This is a genomic window from Azospirillum sp. FG154 (assembly GCF_057809575.1).
On sequence record NZ_JBMDKF010000041.1, the window covers coordinates 18,385 to 31,426 of the forward strand.

General features: G+C 66.1%; 11 protein-coding genes. 7 read left to right on the plus strand and 4 right to left on the minus strand.

The genetic code is table 11. The features are described 5' to 3' along the window. Positions 1–40: 40 nt before the first annotated feature. Complete coding sequence (locus ACODS4_RS26950) at positions 41–946, minus strand: PhzF family phenazine biosynthesis protein (protein WP_488868756.1); 906 nt, start codon at positions 944–946, stop codon at positions 41–43. Between the two features lie 252 nt (positions 947–1,198). Between ACODS4_RS26950 and ACODS4_RS26955 the strand changes: the two genes are divergently transcribed. After that, positions 1,199–1,615: a nuclear transport factor 2 family protein gene (locus tag ACODS4_RS26955; RefSeq protein WP_488868758.1), complete on the plus strand. Its 417-nt coding sequence runs from the start codon at positions 1,199–1,201 to the stop codon at positions 1,613–1,615. Between the two features lie 93 nt (positions 1,616–1,708). On the opposite strand, the gene ACODS4_RS26960 is transcribed toward ACODS4_RS26955, so the two are convergent. Together ACODS4_RS26960 and ACODS4_RS26965 are read right to left on the minus strand one after the other, a co-directional pair. Next, entirely contained in the window at positions 1,709–3,397 is a 1,689-nt protein-coding gene (locus ACODS4_RS26960; RefSeq protein WP_488868760.1) for a glycosyltransferase family 39 protein, read from the minus strand. Beyond that, a complete protein-coding gene (locus tag ACODS4_RS26965) occupies positions 3,394–4,455 on the minus strand; it encodes a glycosyltransferase family 2 protein (RefSeq protein WP_488868762.1) in 1,062 nt (353 codons plus the stop codon). The genes ACODS4_RS26960 and ACODS4_RS26965 overlap by 4 nt, the downstream gene beginning before the upstream one ends. A 376-nt stretch (positions 4,456–4,831) precedes the next feature. On the opposite strand from ACODS4_RS26965, the gene ACODS4_RS26970 reads away from it, so the two are divergent. The 5 genes from ACODS4_RS26970 (at position 4,832) to ACODS4_RS26990 (ending at position 11,216) form a co-directional block, all read left to right on the plus strand. Further along, a complete protein-coding gene (locus ACODS4_RS26970) occupies positions 4,832–6,841 on the plus strand; it encodes a methyl-accepting chemotaxis protein (protein WP_488868764.1) in 2,010 nt (669 codons plus the stop codon). A gap of 122 nt (positions 6,842–6,963) precedes the next feature. Next, a complete protein-coding gene (locus tag ACODS4_RS26975; RefSeq protein ID WP_488868766.1) occupies positions 6,964–7,620 on the plus strand; it encodes a hypothetical protein in 657 nt (218 codons plus the stop codon). Positions 7,621–7,696: 76 nt separating this feature from the next. Then, complete coding sequence (locus ACODS4_RS26980) at positions 7,697–8,866, plus strand: ABC transporter substrate-binding protein (protein ID WP_488868768.1); 1,170 nt, start codon at positions 7,697–7,699, stop codon at positions 8,864–8,866. 185 nt (positions 8,867–9,051) lie between these two features. Next, on the plus strand, positions 9,052–10,266 hold the full coding sequence (locus ACODS4_RS26985; RefSeq protein WP_488868770.1) for an ABC transporter substrate-binding protein: 1,215 nt from the start codon (positions 9,052–9,054) through the stop codon (positions 10,264–10,266). A gap of 35 nt (positions 10,267–10,301) precedes the next feature. Next, on the plus strand, positions 10,302–11,216 hold the full coding sequence (locus tag ACODS4_RS26990) for a branched-chain amino acid ABC transporter permease (protein WP_488868772.1): 915 nt from the start codon (positions 10,302–10,304) through the stop codon (positions 11,214–11,216). On the opposite strand, the gene queC is transcribed toward ACODS4_RS26990, so the two are convergent. Next, positions 11,217–11,912, minus strand: a complete 696-nt coding sequence (gene queC, locus ACODS4_RS26995; RefSeq protein ID WP_488868774.1) for a 7-cyano-7-deazaguanine synthase QueC — start codon at positions 11,910–11,912, stop codon at positions 11,217–11,219. Between the two features lie 418 nt (positions 11,913–12,330). Here queC and ACODS4_RS27000 point away from each other — a divergent pair, with 418 nt between their 5' ends. Next, on the plus strand, positions 12,331–12,717 hold the full coding sequence (locus tag ACODS4_RS27000; RefSeq protein WP_488868776.1) for a GxxExxY protein: 387 nt from the start codon (positions 12,331–12,333) through the stop codon (positions 12,715–12,717). Positions 12,718–13,042 lie beyond the last annotated feature (325 nt).

The following is a 13,042-nucleotide window of genomic DNA, read 5'->3' on the forward strand; positions in this document are numbered from 1 at the left end:
CGGGTTCCGTTTGGGGGAATGGAACCCGCGCGGCGTCAGCTCAGGACGGAAGATTGAAGCTTCCTCGGCTGACGATCACGGCGCGTCCGCCAACATGAACCGCCGACAGGCCGTTCGCCGAACGATCCGCCGTCAAGAGAATGGCGCTGGGGCGGCCCATGTCGTCGCCTTGGGAAATCTCCCAAACCTTGCGGTCAGCGGTTGGCCGTTGCTGGTCGAACAGATACCCGGCAAGCGCGGTGGCGGCGGCCCCGGTCGCCGGATCCTCGGCGATGCCCATGGCTGGGGCGAACATCCGGGCGCTGACGCGGCGTCCATGGGCCGGATCGTCCAGCGCGATGGCGTAGACGTGCGGGGCCAAACTGTCGGCCAGATGGTCGCGCCATACCCCGACGTCGAAGGCGATGTTCGACAAGGCGTCGCGCGTGGCCAGCGGAATGATGGTGAAGGGCACCCCGGCGCTGTAGGCGGCGGGAGGCAGGTCGGCTTGGGCGAGCGCCGTCACCGGCAAGCCAAGCAGCGCGGCGAGAATCGCGGGGTCGCGGACGCCGTCGATGGCGGTGGGCAAGCGGGCGCTCGACAAGGTGGCGATCATCGGGGCGCTGGTGATCCGCACCGGGATTGGTCCAACCTTTTCCCCAAACACGATGTCCCACGGACCAGCGCCCTCCAACTCCCCAGTTTCGGCGAGGATGATGGCGGTTCCGACCGTCGGGTGTCCGGCGAAGGGCAATTCCATCGCCGGGGTGAAGATCCGCAGCCGACGGGTTTCCTGCGCCGTTTCCGGAGGCAGGACGAAGACCGTTTCACTGAGATTCAGCTCGCGGGCGATGCGCTGCATGGTGGAATCGTCCAGACCGCGCCCATCGGGAAACACCGCCAGCGGGTTGCCGCCAAAGATCCGGTCGGTGAAGACGTCGGCTGTGATGAAGCTCAGGCTGCGCATGGTCGATGCCCTTTCGGGAGAGGGGGAATTGCCGGGCGGCGCGCTCATCCTCCGGCGGCGGCGCCCGTCTGACAAACGCGGAATTCTTGGCTCTCGGATTAGAAAATCTCATCAAAGAGGAGCAGGCTTGATGGGGATGGGGCGAGTCGCCGCTGGTTGGCGGATTCCTGTTCCTCTGCCCGTCGGACCGCATTACAAGCGGCGGGATGACGCCCGCTTGCGGCGTTTCCCCGCGTGGCTTTTGAGTTCCCGATGACCGACCGCGACACCCTGCTGGCTCTCAATCAGGCTTTTTACCGGGCCTTTTCCAACCGCGACGTCGTCGCGATGGCGGCCTTGTGGGCGGAGCGGCTGCCGGTGTCCTGCATGCATCCGGGCTGGGGCGCGCTGGTCGGGCGCGAGGCGGTGCTGGCCAGTTGGCAGGACGTGCTGCGCGCGCCCAGCGGCGTCATCGTCCGTCCGCGCCATGAGCGGGTGATGCTCTACGGCGATTCCGCGCTGGTGCTGTGCGAGGAGCTTTTGGGCAACGCCGTGCTGGCGGCGACCAACCTGTTCGTGCGCGAGGATGGCGCGTGGCGTCTGACCCACCATCAATCCGGCCCGATAGCCCAGCCGCGCGCCGAGGTGGAACGGCCGGGCGACGACGCGCCGCCGCCCCGGCTGCACTGAGTCGGCGGGGCAACCAACGCCAAGACGATTTCGGCGCGCCTTGCCCCCTCCCTAGCCCTCCCCCGCCTGTGGCGGGAGAGGGAACTCCGCCGCCTACTCCGTCGGGATTTCGGCGGGCGGCGGACGGCGGTCCTTGACGATGGACAGCGGCACGTCGTCGGCGGAGATTTCAAAAATCGGGTGGCCGTCGAGCAGCGACGGGCAGCGCTTGGCTTGGGTGAAGGCCAGGAAGAAATCAGCCTTGCGCCAATCCGGCTCGATCCCGTTCACCAGCTTCAGCCAGGGCGGCAGCTCGAACCGCACCGCCAACGTGTTGCCGCAGACGGTCAGCGTGTATTGGCGCGGCGGCGCGTGCCCGTCATTTTCACGTTCGACGAACTCGATCAACTCTTGCAAGGCTTCGTGCAGCGAGTTGCCCCAGTAATCCAGCTCATACTGGCCGTCGGCGCCGCGCACGCCGCCGATGAATTGGTTGTAATAGACATATTGGTTGGGGTGCATGGCGCCGAGTTGCCAGGCGTAGACCACCGCGATGATCGTCATCGCCGAGGCGAACCACTGCCCGAAGGCGCGCCCGCCGCGTTCGGAAACGCTCCACAGCCGGTCTGCGGCGATCGCCGCCATCACCACCAGCGGCGGAACCAGAAACAGGAAATGGCGGATGCCGTTGTAGACCGATGGGCGCAACAGCATGAACAGCAGGATCGGCAGGAAGGCCGCCAACACCAGCGGCAGATAGCGCACCGCCGTGAAGGCCCCCGTCCGGCGCAGGCCGCCGCGCAGCAGCCAGACCACCGCCAGCAGCAGCGCCGCCGCGACGCCAAGCAGCACCGCTTCGGGCAGCTTCACCGCCAGATAGACCGGCAGATAGAGCATCGGCGGAGTGTTGGAATGGACCATCTGGCCCATGAACAGCGTCTGGATGTCGATGGGGAAATGCGAAACGACGCGCAGCGCTTCCAGCGGGTTGAGCGGGCTTTGCACCGCCCAGGGCCAGAAAAAGGCCATGATGGCGTAAGCGACGGGAATCGCGGGCAGCAGCGCGGCGAAGGCCAGCCGGGCGTCGTGCAGAACCCAGCGCAGCCCCTCTTGCCGGGCCACCAGCGCGAAGTGCAGCAGCATGGCGACGGCCAGATAGAAACCGGCCAACACCGCGCCAACCCGGATGGCCAGCGTCAGCCCCAGAACCAGCCCGAACTTCAGCACGGCGCTGCGGCTGGGTTTGGGAAGCTGGATCAGGATGCGGGTGGCGAAATACAACGTCCACACCATGCCCGCCGCGAACGGCACGTCTTTGGTGTTGTTGAACATCGCGCCGTAATAGACGCCGCACAGCGTCAGCAACGCCGCCGCGATGAAGCCAGCGCGCGGCCCGGCGAGCAGCCGGGTGTAACGCCAGGTTCCGGCGACGCCCAGCACGCCGACCAGCGCGCACAGCAGATGCCGCGTCTCATACTCTTCAAAGGGGGAGATCGGGACGACCACCGCCGTCACCAGGTCGAACAGCCCGCCATACAGGTACAGATCCTTGAAATGGAAGGCGGAACGGTCCTGGAAGCCGCTCATGTAATAGGACAGCAATTTCTTGCCGTAGATGTGCTGGACTTCCTCGTCGGTGCTGATGCCGTAAGAGAGGAAGGTCAGGCCCGCCAGCACCAACAGGCCGAGCAGCATCACGCGGGTCAAGCCGTCCCACAGCGGGCCGTCGTGGCGCGGCGGCGGTGACGACAGCGGCGCCGCAGCGTCCGAGAGCGGGGCGCGCAGGCGCACGTGATAGTTCATCGTTGACGCCCCCGTCGCGGCGTGGACGGCTCGTCTTCGTCGGACTCGTCACCGACAAAGCCATGGGCGGAGCGGACGATGTAGAGCGGACGCCCCTTCACCTCGGCGAAGACGCGGCCCAGATAGTCGCCGATGATGCCCAGGGTGATGAGCTGCAAACCGCCCAGAAACAGCACGGCGACCAGCAAGGATTCATAGCCCGGCACGTCGATGCCGTGGAACAGGGTGCGGATCAGGCGGATCAGGATGTAGAAAAAGGCCACGCCTGACACCGCCATGCCGACCAAACTCCACACCCGCAACGGAAAGGTGGAGAAGGCGGTCAACCCGTCGAAGGACAGGCGCAGCAGCTTCAGGAAACCCCATTTGGTGTCGCCCCCGGCGCGTTCCCCCTGGTGATAGGGGATCGCCGCCTGACGGAAGCCGACCCAGGCGAAGATGCCCTTCATGAAGCGCGTGCGCTCCGGCATCCGGTTGATGACGTCCACCACCTTGCGGTCCATCAGACGGAAATCGCCGACCTCGCGGGGCAGCTTGATCTCCGACAGATGGTCGAAGACCCAATAGAACATCCGGGCGAACATCCGGTGCTTCAGGCTTTGCCCAACCCGCGCGTGGCGGACGGCGACGACGACGTCGTAGCCCGCGCGCCATTTTTCCAGGAAGGCGGGCAGCAGTTCGGGCGGGTGCTGAAGATCGGCGTCCATCGGCACCACGGCGTCGCCGGTGGTGTGCGACAGCCCGGCGGACAAGGCCAGCTCCTTGCCGAAATTGCGCGACAGATCGACCACCTTGATCCGGGAATCGCGGTCGTGGGCGTCGAGCAGCCGGTCGAGCGTGTCGTCGCGGCTGCCGTCGTTGACGCACACCACCTCCCACGCCACGCCCAGCCCGTCCAGCGCCGGGGTCAGCCGGGCGAACAGGGCGGCGATGTTGGGGCCTTCGTTGTAGAAGGGAATCACCACCGACAGCCGAGGGTGACTCGGGCGGTCAAGGCGGCGGGCCGTGTCGCCGTGGGCGGTCGGGGCGACCGGAACGGGCGCGTCGGAAAGGGGCATGGCCAGCCGTCGTGTCAGTGCGTCAAATGCCGGAACGAAGCGATGCGAACGGCGGCCCCGGCTGGCCGCTGCGCCCTTTGGCGTATATCACGATCCATAGGAATCTTCAAAACGCCCTCTCATTGGCGCTATTGCCCAAAAAATGGCCCGTTGCCGAGCGCCTGGGCAGAACGAGTCATCCGATCTTCGTCAACACCCCCTGATAGCGCTTTATTCCACGTTGGGGAACATGGCGGTTTCCCTTAGGTCAACCTTGTTGCGACGCAGCGTTCGGACCATACGCCGGTGTGTGGCACGCTTCATGAAACGGTGAACAGAGGCTGCCTTGTTTCATTCGGCAACTGTATCGCGTCTGCGCCGACGGAGGTCTCTCGCCATGAGCCTGTTCAATCGTTTGAGTGTCGGGACCAAAATCACGGCGGCCAGCGCCGGGATCCTGGTGTTTCTGGTGTTGATCGGCGGCATCGGCGTGGTGGCGCTGTCGGACACGGGCGGAACGGTGCAAACCTATGGGCGGCTGGGTCAACAAACCAACGCGCTTGGCCGCGTCGAAGCCCTGATGCTCAACATGCGGCTGAAGGCCACCGCCTTTCTGTTGAACGGCGACGCGACGGTCGGCCAGGCGGTCAGCCAGCAGGCGGGCGAGGCCGCCGCCGCCATCGCCCAGGCCCGCGCCCTGTTCACCGACCCGGCCCTGCTCGCCACCGTCGATCACATGGCCGAAGAGATCGCCCAATATCAGGACGCCTTCACCAAGGTCATGGAGTTCCAGGAGGAGCGCGCCAAGGAATCGGCCGATCTGGCCGAAATCGGTCCGCGTCTGGAAGCCGCCCTGGATTCGATCATGGACAGCGCCAGCGCCGCCGGGGACGCCGACGCCGCCTACTTGGCGGGCATGGCGTTGCGCCACATGCTGGCCGCCCGCATCACCGCCAGCCGCTTCAGCGTGGAAGGCACGCCGCAACTGGCCGCGCAGACCCGTTCGCAATTCACCGACGCGTCGAGCCGGGGCGGGGCGATGATGGCGCGGCTCACCGATCTGGATCGTCGCAAGCTGGCGATGTCCTACACCGCCATGCTGCGGGTCTACATCACCACCTTCAACCGGATGGCGGAGGCGACGACCGGGCGCGACCGTCTGGTGCGCGAGGTCTTGTTGCCGGTTGGGACCGCCATCGCGGCGGAATCCCAGCAACTGACCATGGCCAGCGTCGCCGAACAGCGCGCGCTGGGCGAAAGCGCCGACGCCTATGTTTCCGGCGCCCGCCAGATCATGATCGCGGCGTCGCTGGCGGCGGTGGCGCTTGGCCTGTTGGTCGCGGCGCTGATCGGGCGGGGGCTGTCGCGTCCGGTGGTGGCGATGACCGACCGGATGACCCGGTTGGCGGCGGGCGACCGTTCGGTCGCGATTCCCGGGCTGGAGCGCGCCGACGAGATCGGCGGCATGGCCAAGGCGCTGGCCGTCTTCAAGGACAGCCTGATTGAGAGCGACCGCATGGCCGCCGCCCAGAACGCCGAGCATGAGGCCCGCCGGGCGCGCGGCGAGCGCATCGACCGGCTGACGCAGGAGTTCGACCGGCTGGTTCTGTCGGCGCTGGGCCGGGTGTCGGCGGCGGCGACCCAGTTGCAGGCGACCGCGCAAACCATGTCGGCCACCGCCGAACAGACGACCAAGCAGGCCGACGCCGTCGCCAGCGCCTCGCACGAGGCGACCGGCAACGTCGAAACGGTGGCCGCCGCGACGGAGGAGCTGTCCTCCTCCATCGCCGAAATCGGTCGTCAGGTCGCCGACAGCGCGCGGATCGCCGGGCAGGCGGTCGCCACCGCGCAAAAGACCGACGCCACCGTGCGCGGTCTGGTGGACGCCGCCCAGCGCATCGGCGAGGTGGTGCAGCTCATCAACGACATCGCCAGCCAGACCAACCTGCTGGCGCTGAACGCCACCATCGAGGCGGCGCGGGCGGGCGAAGCGGGCAAGGGCTTCGCCGTGGTGGCGAGCGAGGTCAAGAACCTCGCCAATCAGACCGCCAAGGCGACCGAGGACATCGGCGCCCAGATCGCCAGCATCCAGCAGGTCAGCCGCGAAGCGGCGTCGGCCATCGCCGACATCGGTCGGGTGATCGACGAGATCAACCACATTTCCGCCGCCATCGCCGCGTCGGTCGAGGAGCAGGGAACGGCGACGCGGGACATCAGCCGCAACATCCAGCAGGCGGCGCGCGGCACGCAAGAGGTCTCCGGCAACATCGCGGGCGTGTCGGAAGCGGCGAACTCGACCGGCGAAGCCTCCCGCGAGGTGTTGACCGCCGCCGACGGGTTGAATCATGAGGCCGAGGATCTGCGCGGCTTCGTCTCACGCTTCCTCACCGACATGCGGGCGGCGTAATCAGGGACGAGGTTGGCCAGAGGCTGCATGGGGGAGTGTCTGGGGCGACATTCCCCCTTGCGCCGCGCGGCGTCGTTCGGCACATAAGCGGCATGATCCTTTCCCCCATCGCTCCCGATGACATGCCGACGGCGCTTGCGGCGTTCGCGGCCCATCTGGAGGGCCACGCCGAAGCCTTGGCCGCCTTCCGCCGCATCGCCGCCACCTGGCCGGTTCGCCCGGCGGACGAGCCGGGCGGCGGGGTCGACACCCCCGAACATCGGGCCGAAGCGGTCAAGCTGGCCCACGCGCACGGCATCGAGACGCTGGACGAGCCGCCAAGCCGGTCCTTCATGTGGGACGGCAAGGTCATCCGCACCGACGTCGAGGCGACGGTGATCGTGCATGAGGTGACGCACTGGCTGTGCGCCGCGCCGGAACGGCGGACGCTGATCGATTACGGCCTTGGCCCCGGCCCGGAAACCACCGCCCGCAAGGAAGCCCGCGCCGACAAGCGCCTGTGCTTTGAAGACTGCATGCATGAGGAGCAGCAAACCTCGCTGCTGGGCGTGCTGTGGGAGGTCGAGTTGGGCCAGCCCGGCATCCTCGCCTTCCTGGAGCAGAATTGGATGGAGCATTGGGAGCGGGCCAGCACCGCCGCCTTCTTCATCCGCCACGCCGAAGAGCTGTTCGCCCGTGGTCTGATCGACGCCGACGGGCGTCCGACCACCGCGCGCGCCTGGGCCGACGCCCGGCGGGCCGCCCAAGCCGCCACACGTTCGCAGAGCCGCGCCGCATGAGTCTTTAGGCGCTGACCAAAAAACCAACAGGAAGGCTGGACCGTCCATGACTCGCTTGGCCATGATTCGCTTGCCCATGACCCGCTCGCTTTTCGTCGCGACGTCCGCGCTCGCTCTGTTGGCCGCCGCGCCGGTTCTGGCCGATCCGCTCAAGGTCGGCATGATAACCACCCTGTCGGGACCGGGGGCGGGGCTTGGCGTCGACATCCGCGACGGCTTCGCGCTGGCGGTCGGCCATCTCGGCGGCAAGCTGGGCGGGCAGGAGACGCAGATCGTCGAGGCCGACGACCAGCAAAAACCCGACGTCGCCGTCGGTCTGGCCAACCGCATGGTGGAGCGCGAGCGGGTCAACGTCGTCACCGGAATCGTCTGGTCCAATCTGGCGCTGGCGATGATGCCGACGCTGGCCGCCGGGCAAACCCTGTTCGTCAGCCCCAACGCCGGGCCGTCGCAACTGGCGGGCGCCCAGTGCAACCCTTACTTCTTCAACGTCGCCTACCAGAACGACACGATCCACGAAGCGATGGGCAAGCACGTTCAGGATTCCGGTTTCAAGAAGGTCTATCTGCTGGCCCCGAACTATCCGGCGGGCAAGGATTCGCTGGCGGGCTTCAAGCGCTATTACAAGGGCGCGGTCGCGGGCGAGGTTTACACCCAGGTCGGCCAACTCGATTACGCCGCCGAACTGGCGCAGGTGAAGGCGGCGGCCCCCGACGCGGTGTTCGCCTTCTACCCCGGCGGCATGGGCATCAACTTCATCAAGCAGTATGAGCAGGCCGGGTTGAAGACGGCGGCCCCGCTGTTCGGCCCTGGTTTCTCCTTTGACCAGGACATTCTGGCGGCGGTGGGCGACGCGGCGCTGGGCGCGAAGAATTCGGCGCAATGGTCGCCCGATCTGGCGACCCCGGCCAACGCCAAATTCGTCACCGACTTCAAGGCGAAGTTCAACCGGCTGCCGTCGATGTACGCCGCCCAGGGCTATGACGCGGCGTTGCTGATCGACGCGGCGGTCAAGGGCGTCAACGGCGACCTGAAGGACAAGGACAAGCTGCGCGCGGCGATGAAGGCCGCGAAATTCGATGGGTTGCGCGGCGCCTTCCGCCTGAACAACAACCAGTTCCCGATCCAGAACATCTATCTGCGCGAGGTGGTCAAGGGCGCCGACGGGGCCGTGACCAACAAGCTGGCGGGCACGGTCTTCACCGACCACGCCGACGCCTACGCCAAAGATTGCGCGATGAAGTGAGCCTGTCTTTCCCGCTCCAGCAAGCGGGAGAACCCGTCTTCCCCTCTCCCGCAAGCGGGAGAGGGTGGCGCGAAGCGCCGGGTGAGGGGTTCGCCAAGGATCAAGCCGCATCCTCTTTGCAAACCCCTCACCCTTCCCATGCTGCGCATGGGTCCCTTCCCTCTCCCGCCGGGCGGGAGAGGGACATGTTCGACGATTCACCTCATCCGAGTGACGCCACCATGATCCGTGCCCGCCTCAAAGCTCCGCTGTTGTCCGTCGTGCTGGCGCTCTCCGCCGCTCCAGCGCTTGCCGCCGAACCGCTGCGCATCGGCCTCATCACCACCCTGTCGGGTCCGGGGGCGGTGATCGGGGCCGACATCCGCGACGGCTTCGCGCTGGCGGTCGAACAGGCGGGCGGCAAGCTTGGCGGTCTCGACACCCAGGTGATCGAGACCGACGACCAGCAAAAGCCCGACGTCGCCGTCTCGCTGGCCGCGCGGATGGTGGAGAAGGAGCGGGTTCCCTTCGTCACCGGCATCATCTGGTCCAATCTGGCGCTGGCGATGATGCCGACGTTGGCGGGGGGGAACGTCTTCCTCATCAGCCCGAACGCCGGAACCTCGGCGCTGGCGGGGGCGCAGTGCAGCCCGTATTTCTTCAACGTGTCCTGGCCGGTGGACAGCATCGGCGAGGCGGCGGGCGCGGCGGCCCAGGCGCAAGGCGTCAAGCGCGTTTACGCGCTGGCCCCCAACTACCCCTCGGGCAAGGACGTCGTCACCGGCTTCAAGCGCGCCTTCAAGGGCGAGATGGCGGGGGAGGTCTACACGCCCTTCGGCCAGCTCGACTACGCGGCGGAGATCGCCCAGATCAAGGCGGCCAAGCCGGACGGCGTGTTCATCTTCTACCCCGGCGGCATGGGCATCAATTTCCTGAAGCAGTATGACCAGGCCGGGTTGTTGGGGCAAATTCCGCTGACCGGCCCCGGTTTCAGCTTCGACCAGGACATTCTGCCCGCGATTGGCGACGCCGCGCTGGGGATCAAGGCGCCGCTGCAATGGTCGCCGGATCTCGACAACGCCGCCAACCGCGCCTTCGTCGCCAGCTTCCGCGCCAAATTCGGGCGCATCCCGTCCTATTACGCGGCCCAAAGCTATGATTCGGCCCGCTTGATCGGCGGCGCGGTGGCGGCGGTCGGCGGCGATCTGGCCGACAAGGACAAGCTGCGCGCGGCCCTGCGCGCCGCGCCGTTCGAGTCGGTGCGCGGCGCCTTCCGCTTCAACAGCAACCATTACCCGATCCAGAATTATTACCAGCGCGAGGTGGTGCGCGAGGAATCGGGGATGCTGACCAACCGCGTCATCGGCACGGTTTTCACCGACCATGGCGACGTCTACGCCAAAGATTGCCCGATGAAGTGACCCTTTGGGTCTGAGCGAGAAGAGGCGCCGCGCCGATGGATGTCCTGCTGCTGGCCGAACAGGGGCTGAACGGGCTGCAATTGGGGGTGATGCTGTTCCTGATGGCCGCCGGGTTGACGCTCGTCTTCGGCATCATGGACCTCATCAATCTGGCCCATGGCTCCTTTTACATGGTCGGGGCCTATCTGACGGCGGCGCTGGTTCCGGTGCTGGGCGGGTTTCTGCCCGCGCTGGCCGTGGCGGTTCTGCTGACCGCGCTGCTGGGGCTGGTGGTGGAGGCGGTGGCGCTGCGCACGCTCTACCGCCGCGACCATTTGGACCAAGTGCTGGCGACCTTTGGCCTGATCCTGTTCTTCAACGAGTTGATCCGCATCCTGTTCGGCCCGGCGCCGATCTTCCTCAACCCGCCCGCCGCGCTGGCCGGAACCGTCACTCTGTGGGGGCTGACCTACCCGGCTTTCCGGTTGGCGATTTTGGGAACCGGGCTGGCGGTGGCGGTCGGGCTTTGGCTGTTGATCGCGCGGACGCGGATCGGCATGTTGATCCGCGCCGGGGCGACCAACCGCGAAATGGTGATGGCGCTGGGCGTCGATGTCCGGCTGTTGTTCGGGCTGGTCTTCGCGCTGGGCTGCGGGCTGGCCGGGTTGGCCGGGGCGATGGCCGGGCCGGTGCTGGCGGTTCAGGTCGGCATGGGCGAGCAGATCCTGATTTTGACCTTCGTCGTCATCGTCATCGGCGGCATCGGCTCCATCCGGGGGGCCTTCGCCGGCGCCCTGCTGGTCGGGGTGGTGGACACGCTGGGGCGGGCGCTGCTGCCCGCCAGCTTCCGGCTGGTGATGGACGCGGCCAGCGCCAACGCGGCGGGGGCCGCCGCCGCGTCGATGGCGATCTACATCCTGATGGCGCTGGTGCTGGCGGTGCGGCCCAAGGGGCTGTTCCCGGTTGGGTGATTATCTTCCGGCATAGGCGATGGGGTCGGTCAAACCGGCCTCGGCGAAGCCCTTCAGCCGCAACAGGCAACTGTCGCAGGCCCCGCAGGATTCCCCCGTCGGGGTCGGGTCGTAGCAGGAATGGGTGAGGCTGTAATCGACCCCCAGTTCCAGCCCGCGCCGGACGATGGCGGCCTTGTCGAGCGTCATCAGCGGCGCGTGAATTTTGAAGCGGCTTCGCCCCTCCACCCCCGCCTTGGTGGCGAGGTTGGCCAGAGTCTCGAAGGCTGCGATGTATTCCGGGCGGCAATCGGGGTAGCCCGAATAATCCAGCGCGTTGACGCCGATGAACAGATCCGACGCCCCCAGCGTTTCCGCCCAAGCCAGCGCGAAGGACAAAAACACCGTGTTGCGCGCGGGCACATAGGTGACGGGGATCCCGCTGTCGAGATCGCTGGCGCTGTCATGCTTGGGCACGTCGATGGCGGCGGTCAGCGCCGATCCGCCAAAGGCGCGCAGATCGATCGCGGCGATGACGTGCCGCTCCACCTCCATGGACGCGACCACCCGCTTGGCGGCCTCCAACTCCACCGCGTGGCGCTGGCCATATTGGAAGCTCAGCGCGTTGACCCGATAGCCCTGATCCTTGGCGATGGCGAGCACCGTGGTGGAATCCAACCCGCCGCTGACCAACACCACCGCATCCTTACCCGTCATCGCGCCTGTCCTTCTCGTCTGGTGGGATGGTCGGCGCAGGCTCCTTGCCTGCGCTCATCCATGGGGCAGCGAAGGGTTTTGACACAGATGAACACAGATGGACACCGATGAACGTGGATGCGGGAGGCTCTGTTGGGCGTGTTCCGCTGACTCAGGTGATGTTTGGCGGTGTTATCCCCCTTGCCTGCGCCGCCGTAAGGGGCAATGGAGGATGATTGATACAGCCGCTTATTCAAAACAGAAGCGCTTCCGCAAGCCCTCAAACATGATCTGGATCAGCGGCGCGTCACCAGCAGAGCCTCCCGCATCCATGTTCATCGGTGTCCATCTGTGTTCATCGGTGTCAAAAAAATATTGTCGCACTCGGAATTTTCTCGCGGCATGGTGGTTTCCATGATCGTTCCGATGGTGAACACCAATGACCGTGAATGCGGAAAGCGCTGCTGACAAAGATCCGCTGACCCAAGCGGTCATTGGCGCCGCGTTCGAGGTCGCCAACGTCATAGGGCGGGGGTTTTTGGAGGCGGTGTATCGCAAAGCGTTGACGCATGAACTGCGCAGCCGTGGCGTGCCGGTGCGCGAAGAGGTTGAATTCAAGATCGACTACAAAGGCGCCTCTGTCGGGCGCTATGTGGCCGACATGATTGTCGCCGATGGCCTCATCGTCGAAATCAAGGCGGTGGACGCCATCGTCTCGGCCCATGTCGGGCAAACCTTGAACTATCTGCGGGCGAGTGGCCTGAACACCGGGTTGATCCTGAATTTCGGCTCTTCCCGGTTGGGTTTCAAACGGGTGACGCTGTAACGGAAAAGCCGCCGCTTATCCGCGTTCATCGGTGTTTATCTGTGTTCATCTGTGTCAAAAATCCCCGTCTTACCCGCTCTTCCGCCGCAAGCCTTCACACTTTAGCTTTGTGGATTGGCTGACGCACTCGCCGCAGGACCATTGTTTGCGCTCATCCACGGAGTGGTGGAAGATTTTGACACCGATGAACACAGATGGACACCGATGGCCATGAATGCGGAAAGCCCTGTCGGCAAAGATCCACTGACCCAAGCGCCAGCCGTCTGAACGCCGGGTTGATCCTGAATTTCGGCTCTTCCCGGTTGGGTTTCAAACGGGTGACGCT

Bases quoted from the DNA above. Each gene is read 5' to 3' on its own strand.
- ACODS4_RS26950 (WP_488868756.1), bottom strand. From the start codon at position 946: ATGCGCAGCCTGAGCTTCATCACAGCCGACGTCTTCACCGACCGGATC.
- ACODS4_RS26955 (WP_488868758.1), top strand. From the start codon at position 1,199: ATGACCGACCGCGACACCCTGCTGGCTCTCAATCAGGCTTTTTACCGG.
- ACODS4_RS26960 (WP_488868760.1), bottom strand. From the start codon at position 3,397: ATGAACTATCACGTGCGCCTGCGCGCCCCGCTCTCGGACGCTGCGGCG.
- ACODS4_RS26965 (WP_488868762.1), bottom strand. From the start codon at position 4,455: ATGCCCCTTTCCGACGCGCCCGTTCCGGTCGCCCCGACCGCCCACGGC.
- ACODS4_RS26970 (WP_488868764.1), top strand. From the start codon at position 4,832: ATGAGCCTGTTCAATCGTTTGAGTGTCGGGACCAAAATCACGGCGGCC.
- ACODS4_RS26975 (WP_488868766.1), top strand. From the start codon at position 6,964: ATGCCGACGGCGCTTGCGGCGTTCGCGGCCCATCTGGAGGGCCACGCC.
- ACODS4_RS26980 (WP_488868768.1), top strand. From the start codon at position 7,697: ATGACCCGCTCGCTTTTCGTCGCGACGTCCGCGCTCGCTCTGTTGGCC.
- ACODS4_RS26985 (WP_488868770.1), top strand. From the start codon at position 9,052: ATGTTCGACGATTCACCTCATCCGAGTGACGCCACCATGATCCGTGCC.
- ACODS4_RS26990 (WP_488868772.1), top strand. From the start codon at position 10,302: ATGGATGTCCTGCTGCTGGCCGAACAGGGGCTGAACGGGCTGCAATTG.
- queC (WP_488868774.1), bottom strand. From the start codon at position 11,912: ATGACGGGTAAGGATGCGGTGGTGTTGGTCAGCGGCGGGTTGGATTCC.
- ACODS4_RS27000 (WP_488868776.1), top strand. From the start codon at position 12,331: ATGACCGTGAATGCGGAAAGCGCTGCTGACAAAGATCCGCTGACCCAA.